Source organism: Phocaeicola sp. HCN-40430, from assembly GCF_037890285.1.
GTDB classification, from domain to species: Bacteria; Bacteroidota; Bacteroidia; order Bacteroidales; family Bacteroidaceae; genus Phocaeicola; species Phocaeicola acetigenes.
Map to the genome: position 1 here is coordinate 23,110 of NZ_JBBKBS010000028.1, position 16,044 is coordinate 39,153.

13 protein-coding genes are annotated in these 16,044 nt (G+C 40.6%); 11 read left to right on the top strand and 2 right to left on the bottom strand.

Annotated features, from left to right (window positions below):
• Positions 1-148: 148 nt before the first annotated feature.
• The 4 genes from WKU26_RS11195 to WKU26_RS11210 all read left to right on the top strand — a co-directional run bounded on the left by WKU26_RS11195 (position 149) and on the right by WKU26_RS11210 (position 6,603).
• On the top strand, positions 149-2,680 hold the full coding sequence (locus tag WKU26_RS11195; protein ID WP_340322064.1) for a TonB-dependent receptor: 2,532 nt from the start codon (positions 149-151) through the stop codon (positions 2,678-2,680).
• A gap of 39 nt (positions 2,681-2,719) precedes the next feature.
• Positions 2,720-3,553: a DUF5689 domain-containing protein gene (locus WKU26_RS11200; RefSeq protein ID WP_338158379.1), complete on the top strand. Its 834-nt coding sequence runs from the start codon at positions 2,720-2,722 to the stop codon at positions 3,551-3,553.
• Between the two features lie 21 nt (positions 3,554-3,574).
• Positions 3,575-5,599: a DUF6359 domain-containing protein gene (locus tag WKU26_RS11205; RefSeq protein ID WP_340322065.1), complete on the top strand. Its 2,025-nt coding sequence runs from the start codon at positions 3,575-3,577 to the stop codon at positions 5,597-5,599.
• A gap of 155 nt (positions 5,600-5,754) precedes the next feature.
• A complete protein-coding gene (locus WKU26_RS11210; RefSeq protein ID WP_340322066.1) occupies positions 5,755-6,603 on the top strand; it encodes a DNA/RNA non-specific endonuclease in 849 nt (282 codons plus the stop codon).
• A gap of 355 nt (positions 6,604-6,958) precedes the next feature.
• On the opposite strand, the gene WKU26_RS11215 is transcribed toward WKU26_RS11210, so the two are convergent.
• The gene (locus WKU26_RS11215) at positions 6,959-8,320 is read right to left on the bottom strand and encodes a dipeptidase (protein WP_340322067.1); all 1,362 of its coding nucleotides are present in this window, start codon (positions 8,318-8,320) and stop codon (positions 6,959-6,961) included.
• Positions 8,321-8,441: 121 nt separating this feature from the next.
• The gene (locus WKU26_RS11220) at positions 8,442-9,389 is read right to left on the bottom strand and encodes an NAD(P)H-dependent flavin oxidoreductase (RefSeq protein ID WP_340322068.1); all 948 of its coding nucleotides are present in this window, start codon (positions 9,387-9,389) and stop codon (positions 8,442-8,444) included.
• Between the two features lie 207 nt (positions 9,390-9,596).
• Between WKU26_RS11220 and WKU26_RS11225 the strand changes: the two genes are divergently transcribed.
• The 7 genes from WKU26_RS11225 (at position 9,597) to phoU (ending at position 15,702) form a co-directional block, all read left to right on the top strand.
• Positions 9,597-10,262: a DUF5715 family protein gene (locus WKU26_RS11225; RefSeq protein ID WP_340322069.1), complete on the top strand. Its 666-nt coding sequence runs from the start codon at positions 9,597-9,599 to the stop codon at positions 10,260-10,262.
• Between the two features lie 6 nt (positions 10,263-10,268).
• On the top strand, positions 10,269-11,021 hold the full coding sequence (truA, locus tag WKU26_RS11230; protein ID WP_340322070.1) for a tRNA pseudouridine(38-40) synthase TruA: 753 nt from the start codon (positions 10,269-10,271) through the stop codon (positions 11,019-11,021).
• 287 nt (positions 11,022-11,308) lie between these two features.
• A complete protein-coding gene (locus tag WKU26_RS11235) occupies positions 11,309-12,124 on the top strand; it encodes a PstS family phosphate ABC transporter substrate-binding protein (protein WP_340322071.1) in 816 nt (271 codons plus the stop codon).
• Positions 12,125-12,148: 24 nt separating this feature from the next.
• Positions 12,149-13,342, top strand: a complete 1,194-nt coding sequence (gene pstC, locus WKU26_RS11240) for a phosphate ABC transporter permease subunit PstC (protein WP_340322072.1) — start codon at positions 12,149-12,151, stop codon at positions 13,340-13,342.
• A 60-nt stretch (positions 13,343-13,402) separates the two neighbouring features.
• Positions 13,403-14,230: a phosphate ABC transporter permease PstA gene (pstA, locus tag WKU26_RS11245; RefSeq protein WP_445323243.1), complete on the top strand. Its 828-nt coding sequence runs from the start codon at positions 13,403-13,405 to the stop codon at positions 14,228-14,230.
• 12 nt (positions 14,231-14,242) lie between these two features.
• Entirely contained in the window at positions 14,243-14,995 is a 753-nt protein-coding gene (pstB, locus tag WKU26_RS11250) for a phosphate ABC transporter ATP-binding protein PstB (protein WP_340322074.1), read from the top strand.
• Between the two features lie 20 nt (positions 14,996-15,015).
• On the top strand, positions 15,016-15,702 hold the full coding sequence (phoU, locus tag WKU26_RS11255) for a phosphate signaling complex protein PhoU (RefSeq protein ID WP_340322075.1): 687 nt from the start codon (positions 15,016-15,018) through the stop codon (positions 15,700-15,702).
• Positions 15,703-16,044 lie beyond the last annotated feature (342 nt).

Below are 16,044 nucleotides of genomic sequence, written 5' to 3' on the forward strand. Positions count from 1 at the left end.
GACAAATATCTAAAAAATAAGTAGAAAATATACTGTTTCCCCATGTTTTTTTTGGCAAAAATTATTCAAATTCGGCTTTTTTTATTTACTTTGTAATGATACCTTAATACATTAAGGTGAAAAGTGTTTAAAATTAACGATAAAAAGTATGAAAAAAGAGCTCGGACTTATGAGTGTGCTTTTTTGCCTTACTCCAGCTTTGATAGCCCAGAATAAGGTAAAAAAGAATGTACTTGAAGATAATACTTCATTTACATTTACAGAATCCCAACTGAACGAAGATGATGATGTGGCTCAAAGCAATTATGCATTGGTCACTTCGAACAATGACGTGTATCTGTCGAATGTAGGCTATTTGTTCAGCCCGATGCGTTTTAGGGTAAGAGGGCTTGATTCGCAGTACAGTGAAGTCTTTTTTAATGGAGTGCAATTTAATGATGTAGAAACGGGACGTTTCAGTTACGGATTGATTGGAGGCTTGAATGATGCCACCCGTAACAAGGAAGGTATCAGCCCATTTGAAACCAATAACTTTACTTTTGGTGCAGTGGGTGGTTCTTCTAATATCAATATGCGTGCCAGCCAGTATGCACCAGGATCGAAGCTGGTCTTCTCTGCCTGCAACCGTAGTTATGTAGCAAGAGCCATGTATACCTATTCTACAGGCTTGATGAACAATGGATGGGCTTTTACCGGCTCGTTTGGTTACAGATGGGCGGAAGAAGGCAATATTGCCGGTACTTTTTATAATTCTTTCAGCTATTTCCTGGCTGCACAGAAGGTATTTAACGAACGTCATAGCTTGTCTCTCGCAACCTGGGGAGCACCTACAGAAAGAGGACAGCAGGGGGCTTCTACAGAAGAAGCTTATTATTTGGCAAACAGCCACTATTATAATCCTAACTGGGGATATCAGAACGGCGAGAAACGTAATGCACGTGTGGTAAATTCGTATGAGCCGTCGGCTATTGCTACCTGGGACTTTGATATTAACAAGGATATGAAGTTGGTAACCAGTGCCGGATTTAAGTATAGTTCTTATGGCAAGAGTGCCTTGGGATGGGGAGGTAATGCAGCCGATCCAAGACCGGATTATTACAAGAAGTTACCAAGTTCTATCTTTAATGTCTGGAACAGTGTTCCTACTGCAGATGAACTGGATCAGTTTAATCGGGTAACTGATTTATGGATGAATAATGAATCTTATCGCCAGATAGACTGGGATATGCTGTATCTTGCCAATCAGAAGGCAAATGCTACCGGTAAGGATGCTTTGTATTACCAGGAAGAATTGCACAACGACCAGCTGGCTTTCAACTTGAGTTCTGTATTCAATCATTCTTTGGACAAGAATCATAAGTATTCGGCTGGTATCGCTTTCAATGCAACAAAAGGTATGCATTATAAAACAATGAAAGATTTGTTGGGAGCAACTACTTATACCGATATCGACAAGTTCTCTGTTCGTGATTATGGATACGGTTCTTCTATCATTCAGAATGATTTGGATAATCCGAACCGTAGAATTGGAGAAGGCGACCGTTTCGGATACGATTACGATATTCATGTATATAAGGAAAGCGCTTGGTTGCGTTATGAAGGAAAAGATGCAGGACTGAATTATTTTGTAAGTGGTAAAATCGGTTCTACACAGATGTTCCGTTATGGTAATATGCGTAATGGACGTGCTCCTTTGAAATCAAAAGGAAGCAGTGGTACTGCCAAGTTCCTGGAAGGTGCTGTGAAGGCAGGTATCCGTTATGACTTCAACGGAAATCATTCTATTTCATTGAATGCCAGCTACGAAGATCGTGCTCCACTTGCTTACAATGCTTTCATTGCTCCACGTATTAAAAATGACTTTGTAAAAGATCTGAAGACTGAACGTATTTTTGGAGGTGAATTGAGTTACAACTTTACCGGTTCTGTAGTGAACGGTCGTATTACCGGTTACTATATGCGCTTCAGCAATCAGGTAGAGATGGATGCTTTCTACAATGATAATGAATCACGTTTCACTTATCTTTCTATGAATGGTATTGAAAAAGAACATTATGGAATAGAGGCTGCAGCTACCGTGAAACTGACTTCTAACTTGTCGTTGACTGGTATCGCTACATGGTCGGAAGCTAAATACATCAATAATCCGGATGCGGTTCGTACATATGAAAGTGAAAGCGAATCGAATGTAGACCGTGTATATGCAAAAGGTATGCGTTTGAGTGGTACTCCTCTTTCTGCATATAGCTTGGGATTGGATTATAACATCAAAGGATGGTTCTTTAATCTGACAGGAAACTATTATCATCGTGTATATCTTGATTTCTCTACTTATCGCCGCTTGGAAAGTGTACTGACCAAGTATAGCGATGGTACTGTAGATGCCAATGGAAACTTGGTGGGAGTATCTGTACCGGAACAGGAAGAGTTGGACGGTGGCTTTATGCTGGATGCTTCTATAGGTAAATTTATTCGTCTGCGTGATGGTAAGAGCTTGAGCATTAATCTAAGTTTGAACAATATTCTGAACAATACTAATCTGCGTACGGGTGGTTACGAACAAAATCGTGACGATAGCTACGAAGATGGTTCAGAACGTGTATATGTTTTCTCTAAAAACTCAAAATACTATTATGCTTTCCCGTTCAATGCATTCCTGAATGTTGGATTCAGATTCTGATGAAGAGAAAGGTAAGAGTATAAAATCAAACAAGAAGATATGAAAAAGATAACGTTAATTTTGGCTGCCTGCATGGTTCTGTTTACTTCAGGATTGGTTTCTTGTATGGACGATTTTGATGTACCTGTAACAGGCAATGCCTATGGAAACAATAATATAAAAGACGGACGGACAATCTCTATTGCCAATCTGAAGAAAAAGTATGCTTCGGTGATATCTGCCAATGGCTTGCAGCAGATTACAGAAGAAACACGTATTGAGGGAGTCATTGTAGGTGATGACGAAAGCGGAAATATTTATAAGCAGTTGATGATTGCTGATGAGAGTGGTATAATCGTAATTGGTATTAATAATACCGGTTTGTATGCTACTTGTCCGGTTGGTCAGAAAATGATTATTGACTGTGAAGGACTTTATATCGGAGGATATGGAGAATTGGGACAGCTTGGTTCCGTATATAATGGTAAGGTTGGCAGAATGCCGGGTTATATGTGGGAAGAGCACGTTCGTCTGCTTGGTGAACCTAATCTTTTTTATCCGGAACTGGAGCCTAAGACTCTGACTGCAGCTGATTTGTCTTCATGGGATAAGGCAGAAGCTCCTATTCTGGTGAACATGAATGATGTTTCGTTTGAAAATGCAGATGGAGAAGAACTTTATGCAGAAGATAAAGGTGGATCACAGTCTGCAATTGAACAGAATCTGGTATTTGAAGATGGAACTAAACTTGTGGTTCGTACCAGTACATATGCTAATTTCGCAAACGATGTATTGCCTCAGGGTAAGTTGAATGTAACAGGTCTGCTGAGTCGCTATGGTAATACCTGGCAGCTGACTTTAAGATCGGGAGAAGAAGTAAAAAGAAATAATTAACAAAACAAATACATATTGATTATGAAAAAGATTTTTAGCGCACTGTTTTTTACGCTGTTTGGAGCTGCTGCATTGATGACTTCTTGTAGCGATGTGCCTGCACCATATGAAATTAAATCTCCGGACGATGTGGATCTTGTAGGAACAGGAACCAAGGAAGATCCGTATAATGTAGCTACTGCTCAAATGAAGCAGGATGGTTCTGTGGCTTGGGTACAAGGATACATCGTAGGTGTAATGGAAACTAACGTAGATCCTTTTACTGCTAATTTTGCTGCACCGTTTTCTACTAGTTCAAACTTGATGATTGCTGATACTCCAGATGAACAGAAAGCAAAGAATTGTGTGATTGTTCAGTTGCCGTTTGGAGCAATTCGTACAGCATTGAATCTGGTGGATCATGCTGACAACTTGAAGCAGCCTGTGATTTTGCAGGGTACTCTTACTTCTTACTTTAGTGCTGCTGGGTTGAAAGAAGTTTCTGCCGGAGTCTTTAAAGGAGAAGAAATTGGAGAAGAAGAAGGTGGTGAAGGAGAAACTCCGGAAGGTAACTTGATTTTTGAAGAGAAATTTACTGCAAATGAAGGTGACTTTACTATTAAAAATGTAACTCTTCCAGAAGGTTCTTCTTATGTATGGAAATGGGAACAGTATCAGACTAATCCTCCGTATATGAAAGCGAGTGCTTATGTGGGTGGTTCAAACAAGGCTTCTGAAAGTTGGCTGATTTCGCCGGCAATCAATTTGTCTGATGCAACAAAGGCTACTTTGGTTTTCAAGCATGCACATAAGTTTGGTGTAGATAAAACAAAAGAACTGACTTTGTGGGCTACCGAAGCAGGAAAAGAGGCATGGGAACAATTGACTATCCCGAACTATAGTAGTGGTGAGTCATGGACTATGGTTTCTTCTGGAAATATTGACTTGAGTAAATATGCAGGTAAAGAAGTTCAAGTTGGATTCAAATATGTTAGTACAACAGAAGGTGCTCCGACTTGGGAGGTAAATGATGTACAGGTTTATAGCGATGGTAGTGGCAATGTGCCGACTCCAGAGGAAGAGGTTACTGTAACTAAAGATGCTCCTTATGTAGAAAGTTTTGAATCAGGTCTTGGTAAATTTATAATTGATAATAAGGAAATTGGTTCTTTGAGCTTTGTATGGAAGCACGATGCTTCTTACAAATATATGAAAGCCAGTGCATATGTCAATGGTACTAATAATGTAACTGAAAGTTGGTTGACTTCTCCTGTTATTAATTTGACAGGTGTGGATAAGGCTGTGCTTACTTTCGATCAGGCAATTAATTTTGCTAAAGGAAAAGCTTCTCAGTATCTTACTGTTGTAGCTACAGAAGCTGGAATGAATAACTGGGAACCGTTGACGATTACATATCCCGAAAGTGATGGCTGGGATTTTGTTGCTTCTGGTGATGTTGATTTGAATAAGTATGCAGGAAAGAAAGTACAATTGGCTTTCAAATACACCAGTTCTAGCGAAACAGCGGCAACATGGGAAGTGAAGAATGTGAAAGTTGCTGCTGTAGAAAATGGTGGTGGTACAGAACCAGAGCCTGGAACAGGAGATTTGTTTATTTCTGAATATGTAGAAGGAAGTAGTTATAATAAATATATAGAAATTTATAATCCGACTGATCAGGCTATAGATTTGTCTGGTTATACTTTGTCTTTGCAGACCAATGGAGCAGGTGAGTGGGGTGAGAATAATAAAGAGGATTTATCTGGTTCAATTCCTGCTAAATCAGTGATTGTTCTAAAGAATTCACAAGCAAAACTATATACTGGTGATGCTGTAAGTTGTCCAGCTGTCAATTTCAGTGGAAATGATCCTGTGGGGTTGTTTAAGAATGGTGAATTGATAGATGTATTTGGTGTATTTAATGGTGGATCTGACGACTTTGCAAAGGATATGACATATCGTCGTAAATCAAGTGTAACTGGACCTTCTGCTACTTACAATGCAGATGAGTGGGAAGCTACTTCTAAAGACGATGTAAGCGGATTAGGTTCACATACTATGAACTGATAATTATAACCATATCTGGTTCTTGATATAATGGAGCGAAGAATCTTGTCGGAAAGGCGGGATTCTTCGCTCTTTTTTATTTTCTTTGCATAAAGAAATAAAAACTGTTGTGCTTTGTTGTACATCAGTGTCAAAACAGCATAAAAATTAAACGAATGAAAATAAGACTATTCTTGACGGGCAGTCTGTTGTCTGTCCTGCTTTTTACCTCTTGTAGTAACGATGACCCTTCATCGGGTTCTGCTTTCTCTAATGGCCCGGCAGAGCTCCCTGCCTTGGCAACAAGTGGCAATCATAAGTTTGTTTCCCATTCTACTACAGTGGGAGGGCAAGAAGTTAATACCTTTAGTTTGGAATACGATTTAGACAAAAAACATGCACGCTGGGTAGCTTTTAAGTTTTATAATACAACAGGGCAAACTACCGTAGGTCGTAGTGACGAACCTTTTGGTCCCGATCCTTTGGTGGGAGCTTCAAGTCAGCGCGTGCAAGCTGATTTTGGACGGAAAGGATATGACAGGGGACATCTCTGTGCATCGGCTGATCGGTTGTATTCTGAAACAGCGAATGAACAGACTTTCTATTATACCAATATGAGTCCACAGAAAAACAGCTTCAATACAGGAATATGGCGTGAACTGGAAGCAGCTGTACAAAACTGGGGGCGAAGTAATGTGTTCCGTGATACACTGTATGTGGTAAAAGGTGCCAGTATAGACCGCAAGGAACATATTTGGACATACATTGATGGAGATCAGACAAAGCCGGTACCCAAGTATTATTTTATGGCTTTACTGAATAAAAAAGGAGACCGTTTCAAGGCTATTGCTTTTTGGTTGGATCAGAGCAAAACGTATGGTAGTAAAGAGAAACTTTCCAATTATGCAATTACAGTAGACGAGTTGGAAGAGTTGACAGGTATTGATTTCTTTCACAACCTGAACGATGAGTTGGAAAGCGGAGTTGAGGCTCAATTCTCTGCAAATGCCTGGAACGGTATCTGAAGAAAAACGGTATGAATGTCAGTAATAGATGTCATTCATACCGTTTTTTGCTTTCAGAAAATGCTTCTAAAAACGCGACTTGAATCGATGGCATACGATACAAGTCACGAAGGGCAACGATACAAGTATCATAAGCCATCGATTCAAGTCACGTTTTTTGTGTGTCTTATCGCCTTTTTCCGTTCAATATAACAAGTGCTCCAATTATTCCAGTCACCTAACCGCAAGAGGGAATCGGGACATAACAGAGGATACAAAAAGCCACCTGATTCACGATGCTTTGCAAATGAACTAGGTGGCTGATTTGTAGTATTTACTGAATATTCCTTTTTATCGTTCTTGTTTTGAACTTTGATTACATCTTATCAAACTCTTTGTGGAATTCTACCACTGCTTCGATTCCTTTGCGGAAAATATCAAGTGAGAAGTTTTCATTGGGTGAGTGAATAGCATCACTTTCCAGTCCGAATCCCATCAAGACAGTCTTTATTCCCAAGATTTGCTCAAAGTCGCTGATGATAGGAATACTTCCTCCACGGCGGACTGCAAGAGGCTTTTTCCCGAATGCAACGGTAAATCCTTTTTCTGCAGCCTGATAAGCCGGCAGTGTGATAGGACATACATATCCTTCACCTCCATGCATCGGAGTAACTTTTACCTGCACATAATCGGGGGCAATCTGGTTGATATAGTCGATAAACAATTGGGAAATCTTTTCATGATTCTGATGAGGCACCAGACGGCTCGATACTTTCGCATAAGCTTTTGAAGGCAATACAGTTTTAGAGCCTTCGCCAGTATATCCACCCCAAATACCACATACATCGAAAGACGGACGGCAACTGTTACGTTCCAGTGTAGAATAGCCTTTTTCTCCTTTCAAAGCCTTGACACCGATTGCTTCCATATATTTTCTTTCATCGAATGGAATGCTGGCAATCATCTCTCTTTCGGCAGCAGGAACTTCTTCTACATCGTCGTAGAAATGTGGAATAGTAATGCGTCCGTTTTCATCGATAATTTGTGCCAGCATGCTGCATAATGTATTGATAGGGTTGGCTACAGCTCCACCAAAATGTCCGGAATGTAAGTCACGGTTTGGTCCTGTAACTTCTATTTCCCAATAAGCAAGTCCGCGTAGTCCGGTAGTCAGTGAGGGTAAATCAGCTCCCAACATACTGGTGTCTGATACAAGGATAACATCTGCCTTAAGAAGTTCTTTATGCTCTTTCAAGAATGCATTCAGACTTGGTGAGCCAATTTCCTCTTCTCCTTCGAAAATGAATTTTACATTGTGCTTCAATAATCCTTCCCGGACTACATATTCGAAGGCTTTGGCTTGAATCATTGCCTGTCCTTTGTCGTCATCGGCTCCGCGCGCCCAAATATGTCCGTCGCGTACTTCCGGTTCAAAAGGTTGGCTCTTCCAAAGTTCCAGTGGTTCGGCCGGCATTACATCGTAGTGCGCATAAATCAGCACAGTAGGTGCATTCGGGTCTACTCGTTTCTCAGCATATACCAATGGGTTACCTTTCGAAGGCATAATCATGGCTTCGTCTGCTCCAGCCTCCAGCAGGAGCTGTTTCCAACGTTCGGCACATGCCAGCATATCTTCTTTGTGCTGTGGCAGGGCACTGATGCTTGGAATGCGAATAAGGCTGAATAACTCTTCTAAAAAACGATTTTCATTCTCTTGAATGTATTGTTTGATATCCATAGTGATTATATTTCTTGATTACATTGCTAAAATATGAAATAAATTGGAATTGAGCAAACCAATTTTTTGTGTCTGCATTGTCGATGAAAAGAATTCAGATTAATGGAAATAGAAGACCTGTTTACCAGCATAACTGATCCTGCATATGCCGTAAAGCTGAGTTATAATCGTCTATCAGTTCCTTCATGACTTCTTTTACAGGCTGGATGTGATGGAACAGTGAAGCAATCTGGCCGATCTCCAGTTCTCCTTCTTTCAAATCTCCTTCAAAGATTCCCCGTTTGGCTCTGCCTTTTCCTAATAATGCTTTTAGCTCTTCTATAGAACCACCCTGTTGTTCTATTTTCTCTATTTCAGAGTAGAACTCATTTTTGATAAGGCGGGTAGGTGACAGATGTTTTAGTGTCAATATGGTATCCCCTTCGTGTAGGGAGAGACATCGGTCTTTAAAAGCAAAGTGAGCCGAACTTTCTTCTGTAAGAGCGAATCGGGTTCCAATCTGTACACCATCTGCTCCCAATGACTGGGCTGCCAAGATACCTTCTCCTGTAGCAATACCACCTGCTGCTATAAGAGGAACTGTACAGATTTGCCGGACTGCCGGAATGAGACACAATGTGGTGGTTTCTTCTCTTCCGTTATGTCCTCCAGCTTCGAATCCTTCAGCCACGATAGCGTCTACTCCGGCTTCTTCACATTTTGCTGCAAATTTTGTAGAAGAAACGACATGAGCTACCGTAATATGATGTTGGTGCAGCCATTCTGTCCAAGTCTTAGGATTGCCGGCAGAAGTGAATACAATACGAACCCCTTCGTCGGCAACCAACTGCATAACAGCCTCTATTTCAGGATACATCAAAGGAATGTTTACTCCAAATGGCTTGTCGGTTGCTTTTTTACATTTTTGGATATGTTCTCTTAATGTTTCGGGATGCATGGAGCCGGCACCTATCAGACCAAGTCCACCGGCATTGCTTACTGCTGAAGCAAGTTTCCATCCGCTGCACCATACCATTCCTCCTTGTATAATAGGGTAACGAATACCAAATAATTTACATACTCTATTCATAGACTTTTATATTTTAAATTAAACACCTCTTTACAAAGATATACTATCTCAAGAATAATTCGTACTTTTGCTTACGTTAATAGATAAAGCTTTAATCTCTTCGTCAATTTGTGCGATAGGCAAAAGTTGTCGGCGTACAATCTATCTATAAGGATAATGCGATGAAGAGAATGATAATTGTTGATTTTAGATAAGCAGAAAAGAAGAATGAAAATCTTATTGAATACTTTTTGTGGACTTTGTCTATGTTCTTTGCTTGCAGCGGGATGCAAAGAAAAAGACATGTCTATGAAAATGAATAATCCGCATAATATACGGGGTGTCATCAGTTATAAACGGAGTTTTAATGATTTGAATGCCGTGCAGCTTAAAGCCGCCAAGAGTCTGGGGATTTCTCCAGTAGCCGATAGGGAAGCTGCTTCCGAATTGGCTGGTCGTCTGACAGAGATAAAATCGTGTGACCTGTATGATGTCGATTCGCTTACACATTCTGTACCTTATCTGGTTCCTCGTGCCAGTGCTTTACTGGATACAATAGGACATGCTTTCCTTGATTCGTTGGAGAACAAAGGATTGAATCCGAATAAGATAATTGTAACCTCTGTTCTTCGCACTAAAGACGATGTAAAGCGTTTACGACGCAGAAATATCAATGCTTCGGCAAATTCTTGTCATTCTTATGGTACTACTTTCGATTTGAGTTGGAAACGGTTTGCAAAGGTTGAAGATCCTGATGGAAGACCTATGCAGGATGTAGGGGCAGATACGCTGAAACTGGTTCTTTCGGAAGTGCTTAGAGATATGCGTAAGCTAAACCGTTGTTATGTGAAATATGAACTGAAGCAGGGATGCTTCCATATAACTGTAAGATAACAGAATATGTGCAGATATTTTATATACTTATCGTACGATGGTACAAATTATCATGGCTGGCAAATTCAGCCTAACGGCATTAGTGTACAGGAAGTGTTGATGAAGGCTTTGTCGACTTTTCTGCGCAAGCCTATAGAAGTAGTAGGTGCCGGACGTACGGATGCCGGAGTACATGCCCGGCTGATGGTAGCCCATTTCGATTTTGATGCAGAACTGGATTGTGCAACGGTGGTCGATAAGTTGAACCGCTTGCTCCCTCCAGATGTAGCTGTACATCGTGTATGCAGAGTAAAGTCGGACGCACATGCCCGTTTCGATGCAACATACCGTACCTATAAATATTATATTACCACTTGTAAGGATCCGTTTAATCGGGCATTTTCTTGGAGAGTGTTTCAGAAGCTGGATTTTGAGAAAATGAATGAAGCAGCTCAGGTCTTGTTCGATTATATCGATTTTACCAGTTTCAGTAAGTTGCATACAGATGTGAAAACCAACAATTGTAAGATGATGTACGCCCGTTGGGAACAAATAGGAGAACACGATTGGGTATTTACTATTCAGGCAGACCGTTTCTTACGTAATATGGTTCGTGCTGTGGTAGGTACCTTAGTAGAGGTTGGCAAAGGAAAACTGACGGTAGAGGGATTTCGTAAAGTGATAGAAGAGAAAAATCGTTGTAGTGCAGGAACCTCTGTTCCGGGAAATGCATTGTTTCTGGTAGATGTAGGTTATCCGGAAGAACTCTTTCTTGATTAGTAGAAGATTCCCGTTTTTTTAAAATTCGTCCGGTATCATCAGATTGACACATGATGGTGCCGGACGAATTAGTTTATGACTAACTGTAAAACATTTCAGTTATGGAAGCTTCTGTAAGTAAAGAAATGAATATAAGGTAGGAGGTTATAAACTAAAAAATGTTATTATAAAGCATATCAGTTGTTTTTTAATCGGATTGTATTTTTTGTGAAACAGGTTTGTAATACACTTTTCGTTGAAACTGCCTATCTTTACCGCGTGATTTTAAAGACCTAAAAAACAACAAAATGAAGAAAATTTTAATTCCTTTCCTTTTTGTGTCTTGCTGTATGAGCAGTACCGTGATGGCACAACGAATCAAAGGAAGTGACACTGTTCTTCCACTCACTCAGGAGTTGGCGGAAATGTACATGAAGCAGCATCCATCGGCTACAGTCATTGTAACAGGTGGAGGTAGTGGAGTGGGAATTTCGGCTTTGATGGATGGTACTACCGATTTGGCAATGGCATCCCGCCGCATCAAGTTCAATGAAAAAATGAAAATGAAAAAGTCCAAGCACGAGCCTTGTGAGGTAATAGTTGCTTATGATGCGCTGGCTGTTATTGTAAATCCGGAAAATCCTGTAAGTAAGCTTACCCGTGAACAATTGGAAGCAATTTTCCGTGGTAAGATAACCAACTGGAAGGAAGTAGGCGGAGAAGATGCCAGGATTGTAGTTTATTCTCGTGAAACCTCTTCCGGTACCTACGAATTTTTCAAGGAGAGTGTTCTTGAAAATAAGAATTACATGAGCAGTATTCTTTCTATGCCTGCAACGGGAGCAATTATCCAATCAGTAAGACAAACACGTGGTGCAATCGGATATGTCGGGCTTGCTTATCTTAACCCTTATGTAAAGGCAGTTTCTGTATCTTATGACCAGGGGAAAAGCTTTGTATATCCTTCGGTAGAAACAGCAATGAAAAAACAGTATCCTATTGTTCGTCCGTTGTATTATTATTATGATAAAAAGAATGAAAGTCGGGTGTCTGATTTTATTCAGTTTATCTATTCGCCGGATGGATTGGAAAAGACATTGGAATTGGGATTTATTCCCCGATAATGATTAAACACACAAAAATACATTATGAAAAAGATAATTGATAGAATAGCCCGACGTATTTTTACGATAAGTGGCTTTACTACCAGTATTGCTATTTTGCTGATTATTGGCTTTTTGTTCAGCGAGGCAGTTGGGTTGTTCAGCAATCCGGTGGTCGATAAAGGCTATGTATTGGCATTAAATCAGGATAATCCGGTAAAGCGATTAAGCGCACAGGAAATCAAACTCTTATTCGATGAAGAAATTACGAACTGGAAAGAGTTGGGAGGACGAGATATTCCTGTAGAAGTGTTCCGTTTGGAAGATCTTGATAAAATCTATACAGAAGAAGAACTCGGAGCCGAATATGAGTTGGCTGGAGCGAAGATTGCCGAATTGGTGAAGCAGCACAAAGGGATGATTGCATTTGTGCCTTATTCGCTCATCGAGAAAGAAACCGGAATGAACCTGATACAAGATGAAAACATTCCGGTTAAGGATGTACTGTTAGGAGATGAATGGTTTCCTACTGCTACACCTTCACCCATCTTCGGTATTCTTCCCTTGATTGGAGGTACATTGTGGGTAAGCTTTTTCGCTATTCTCATCGCTTTGCCGTTTGGGCTGGCCGTTTCCATTTATCTGGCAGAAGTTGCCCATCCTAACGTACGTAAATATCTGAAACCTATTATCGAGTTGCTTAATGGTATTCCTTCGGTAGTATACGGCTTTTTCGGGTTGGCGGTAATTGTGCCTTTCCTTCAGGAAACTTTCAATCTTCCTGTTGGGGAATCGGGTTTGGCTGGAAGTATCGTATTGGCTATTATGGCACTTCCTACCATTATTACTGTGGCGGAAGATGCAATGCGCAGCTGTCCGCGTATGATGCGTGAAGCCAGTCTGGCATTGGGAGCTACTCACTGGCAAACCATTTATAAAGTTGTGATTCCTTTTTCTATTTCGGGTATCACGTCGGGAGTAGTCTTGGGTATCGGCCGGGCTATAGGTGAAACCATGGCTGTACTGATGGTAACCGGTAATGCTGCGGTAATTCCTACAAGTATTCTGGAGCCGCTGCGTACTATCCCTGCTACGATTGCTGCCGAGTTGGGTGAAGCACCTGCAGGAGGAGCACACTATCAGTCTCTGTTCTTGCTGGGGGTAATATTGTTCTTCATTACACTGATTATCAACTCTTGTGTGGAAATTGTTTCTGCACGCAACAAATTCAAGAAATAAAACATGGCTATTAAAACAAATCCTTCTTATACGCGTAAAAAGCAAAGAATACAGAAGATAATGTTTGCTTGTTTCCGCATGCTTAGTTATGGTGTGGCACTTTTGCTTTTCTTTATCCTTGGTTTTATTCTGGTGAAAGGTATTGGAGTGATTAATTGGGAATTTTTGACCGAAGCTCCTACTGACGGGATGACCAAAGGGGGCATATGGCCGGCTATTGTCGGAACCTTTTATCTGATGATAGGAAGTGCATTATTTTCCTTCCCAATTGGGGTGATGAGCGGTATTTACATGAATGAGTATGCTCCACAGGGAAAGTTGGTCGCTTTTATCCGCATGATGACCAATAACCTGGCAGGTATTCCTTCTATTGTATTTGGTCTGTTTGGTATGGCTTTCTTTGTAAACTATCTGAGTTTTGGAGACAGTATTCTGGCCGGATCATTTACCTTAGGCCTGTTGGCACTGCCTATTGTAATCCGTACCACAGAAGAGGCTTTTAAGGATATTCCAGACAGTTATCGTGAGGGAAGTCTGGCTTTGGGAGCTACTAAAGCGCAGACTATATGGAAAGTCCTGCTTCCTATGGCCATGCCACGTATTATTACCGGATTGATTCTTTCATTGGGTCGTGTATCGGGAGAAACTGCCCCTATTTTGTTTACTTGTGCGGCTTATTTCCTTCCGAAATTGCCTGAAAGTGTTTTCGACCAATGTATGGCATTGCCTTATCATCTGTATGTAGTGGCAACAAGTGGAACCGATATCGAAGCACAGCTTCCTATTGCTTATGGAACAGCTTTTGTGTTGATTATGTTGGTACTGATAATGAATCTTACCGCAAATGCTGTCCGCAAATTCTTTGAAAACAAATTAAAATCGAAATAACTCATCTGATATATGAATAAGATTGAAGCAAAAAACGTAGATTTCTATTATGGGAATTTTCACGCATTGAAGAATATCAACATTCAGATACCTAATAATGAAGTGGTCGCTTTTATTGGCCCTTCGGGGTGCGGAAAGTCTACTTTTCTCCGTTTGTTTAACCGTATGAACGATTTGATTCCCGGAACAAGACTGACGGGAGAGATTCTGATTGACGGACAAAACATTTACGACAAGTCTGTAGATGTAGATTCTTTGAGAAAGAATGTGGGAATGGTGTTTCAGCGTCCGAATCCTTTTCCAAAGAGTATTTTTGAAAATGTGGCTTACGGATTGCGTGTAAACGGTATAAAAGATAAGGAATTTATAGAGCACCGTGTGGTAGAAGCCTTGAAAGGAGCTGCTTTATGGGAAGAAGTAAAGAGTAAGTTGAAGGATTCGGCCTATGCTTTGTCTGGCGGACAGCAGCAGCGTCTTTGTATTGCCCGTGCCATGGCTGTGGAGCCTTCTATCTTGCTGATGGACGAACCGGCTTCGGCGCTCGACCCTATTTCTACCGCTAAAGTGGAAGAATTGATTTGCGAGTTGGGCGAAAAGACTACGGTTATTATTGTCACACACAGCATGCAGCAGGCAGCCCGTGTGAGTCACAAGACCGCCTTCTTCTATATGGGTGAGATGGTGGAATTTGATGATACCAAGAAGATATTTACCAATCCTGCTCAGGAGGCTACTCAGAATTATATTACCGGACGATTTGGATAAACTTAACCCTTCATACAATTATGGTAAAATTTGTAGAAAACGAACTTCAGACAATAAAGAACGAAGTAAATGAAATGTGGACATTGGTCTATCAGCAATTGAATAATGCTTATCAGGCCGTGTTGAATGCAGATACTTCGTTGGCAGATAAAGTGGTAGCTCGTGAAAAGCGGGTTAATGCATTCGAACTGAAAATAGACAGCGACATTGAAGACTTCATTGCCTTATATAATCCTGTTGCAGTCGATTTGCGTTTTGCATTGGCTATGTTGAAGATTAACAATAACTTGGAACGTATAGGTGACTATGCCGATAGCATTGCCCGTTTCGTAATTCGTACTCAGCTGAAGCCGGAAAATAAAGTGCTTTTCAGCGATTTGCAGATACACGAAATGTTCGATACTGTATTGGCCATGCTGAATACTACATATGAAGCATTGCAGAAACAAGATTTGGCGATGGCTAAGTCTGTATTCAAGAAGGATGAGGTGCTGGATGTATTAAACCAGAACGCAATCAATGCATTGGCGGTTCATGCTACTGAGCATCCTGAAGATATAAAGCTTTGTTTGGAAACTGCAGGTATTTTCCGTAAATTGGAAAGAGCCGGTGACCATATTAATAACTTGGCAGAAGAAACAATCTTCTATATTGATGCAGAGGTTTTAAAACATCGTAAATCAGCAGAACTGCAAGAAAACGCATAAAGACGTTTCTGAATAATCGATTTCAATAAATCCTTGTACTTTCTGTAGAAAGGGAATAGGCATAGTTATTTCCGGAACTATAAAAGTACAGGGATTTATTCTTTTAAACAACATGCCTTTAAATTACACTTTAACTCAAGCAGACAGTGATTAAATTTGTCATCTCTTGACAAATAGAGTATATGGCAGGAATAAAAATGTACCGGTGAATGTCGGAAACTTTAATCGGCGTCGCCGAATGTAGAAATGTCGTCGTTGGCTGTATAATCGACGTGGGCGATTATGTATCCGACGTCGTCGATTTAAAAAAGCAAATAGAATCATGAATACATGGCATAACAA

Excerpts from the sequence above, each read along its gene's own strand:
- WKU26_RS11210 (WP_340322066.1), top strand. The coding sequence starts at position 5,755 with ATGAAAATAAGACTATTCTTGACGGGCAGTCTGTTGTCTGTCCTGCTT.
- WKU26_RS11200 (WP_338158379.1), top strand. The coding sequence starts at position 2,720 with ATGAAAAAGATAACGTTAATTTTGGCTGCCTGCATGGTTCTGTTTACT.
- WKU26_RS11205 (WP_340322065.1), top strand. The coding sequence starts at position 3,575 with ATGAAAAAGATTTTTAGCGCACTGTTTTTTACGCTGTTTGGAGCTGCT.
- WKU26_RS11235 (WP_340322071.1), top strand. The coding sequence starts at position 11,309 with ATGAAGAAAATTTTAATTCCTTTCCTTTTTGTGTCTTGCTGTATGAGC.
- phoU (WP_340322075.1), top strand. The coding sequence starts at position 15,016 with ATGGTAAAATTTGTAGAAAACGAACTTCAGACAATAAAGAACGAAGTA.
- pstC (WP_340322072.1), top strand. The coding sequence starts at position 12,149 with ATGAAAAAGATAATTGATAGAATAGCCCGACGTATTTTTACGATAAGT.
- WKU26_RS11215 (WP_340322067.1), bottom strand. The coding sequence starts at position 8,320 with ATGGATATCAAACAATACATTCAAGAGAATGAAAATCGTTTTTTAGAA.
- truA (WP_340322070.1), top strand. The coding sequence starts at position 10,269 with ATGTGCAGATATTTTATATACTTATCGTACGATGGTACAAATTATCAT.
- WKU26_RS11225 (WP_340322069.1), top strand. The coding sequence starts at position 9,597 with ATGAAAATCTTATTGAATACTTTTTGTGGACTTTGTCTATGTTCTTTG.
- pstB (WP_340322074.1), top strand. The coding sequence starts at position 14,243 with ATGAATAAGATTGAAGCAAAAAACGTAGATTTCTATTATGGGAATTTT.
- WKU26_RS11195 (WP_340322064.1), top strand. The coding sequence starts at position 149 with ATGAAAAAAGAGCTCGGACTTATGAGTGTGCTTTTTTGCCTTACTCCA.
- pstA (WP_445323243.1), top strand. The coding sequence starts at position 13,403 with ATGTTTGCTTGTTTCCGCATGCTTAGTTATGGTGTGGCACTTTTGCTT.
- WKU26_RS11220 (WP_340322068.1), bottom strand. The coding sequence starts at position 9,389 with ATGAATAGAGTATGTAAATTATTTGGTATTCGTTACCCTATTATACAA.